1 protein-coding gene is annotated in these 628 nt (G+C 62.9%); it reads left to right on the top strand.

Annotated features, from left to right (window positions below):
* On the top strand, nucleotides 1–628 hold a 628-nt coding region (locus AB0389_RS36045), incomplete at both ends, for a hypothetical protein (RefSeq protein ID WP_366399796.1).

Below are 628 nucleotides of genomic sequence, written 5' to 3'. Positions count from 1 at the left end.
CAGGAGGCCAAGCAGGAGCAGCTCCAGCAGGAGCAGGAGCAGAAGCAGGCCGAGCAGGAGAAGAAGCAGGAGCAGCTCCAGCAGGAACAGGAGCAGAAGCAGGAGGAGCAGTACAAGCGGCAGGAAGAACAGCAGCTGGTTGCCACTAATTTGGCGCGGACGGATCGCGAAGAGCAGAAGAAGGAACAGGCGAAGAAGGAGCAGGAAGCCGAGCAGAAGCAGGCCGAGGCGGAGCAGGAAGCCGAAGCGAAGCAGGCCGAGCAGGAGGCCAAGCAGGAGCAGCTCCAGCAGGAGCAGGAGCAGAAGCAGGCTGAGCAGGAGAAGAAGCAGGAGCAGCTCCAGCAGGAGCAGGAAGAGAGGCGCATCCAGACCGAGAGCGAGTACGAATCGAAGCAGGCTGAGCAGGAGCAGAAGCAGGAGCAGAAGCAGCAGGAGCAGGAAGAGAAGCAGGAGCAGAAGCAGGCCGAGCAGGAGAAGAGGCAGGAGCAGCTCCAGCAGGAGCAGCAGCAGCGGCAGGAGCAGCTGCAGCAGGAGCAGGAGCAGAAGCAGGCCGAGCAGGAGAAGAGGCAGGAGCAGCTCCAGCAGGAGCAGCAGCAGCGGCAGGAGCAGCTGCAGCAGGAGCAGGAGC

This window comes from Streptomyces sp. NPDC093109, assembly GCF_040701725.1.
Classification (GTDB): Bacteria; Actinomycetota; Actinomycetes; order Streptomycetales; family Streptomycetaceae; genus Streptomyces.
This window is presented reverse-complemented; position numbering and strand designations above follow the sequence as displayed.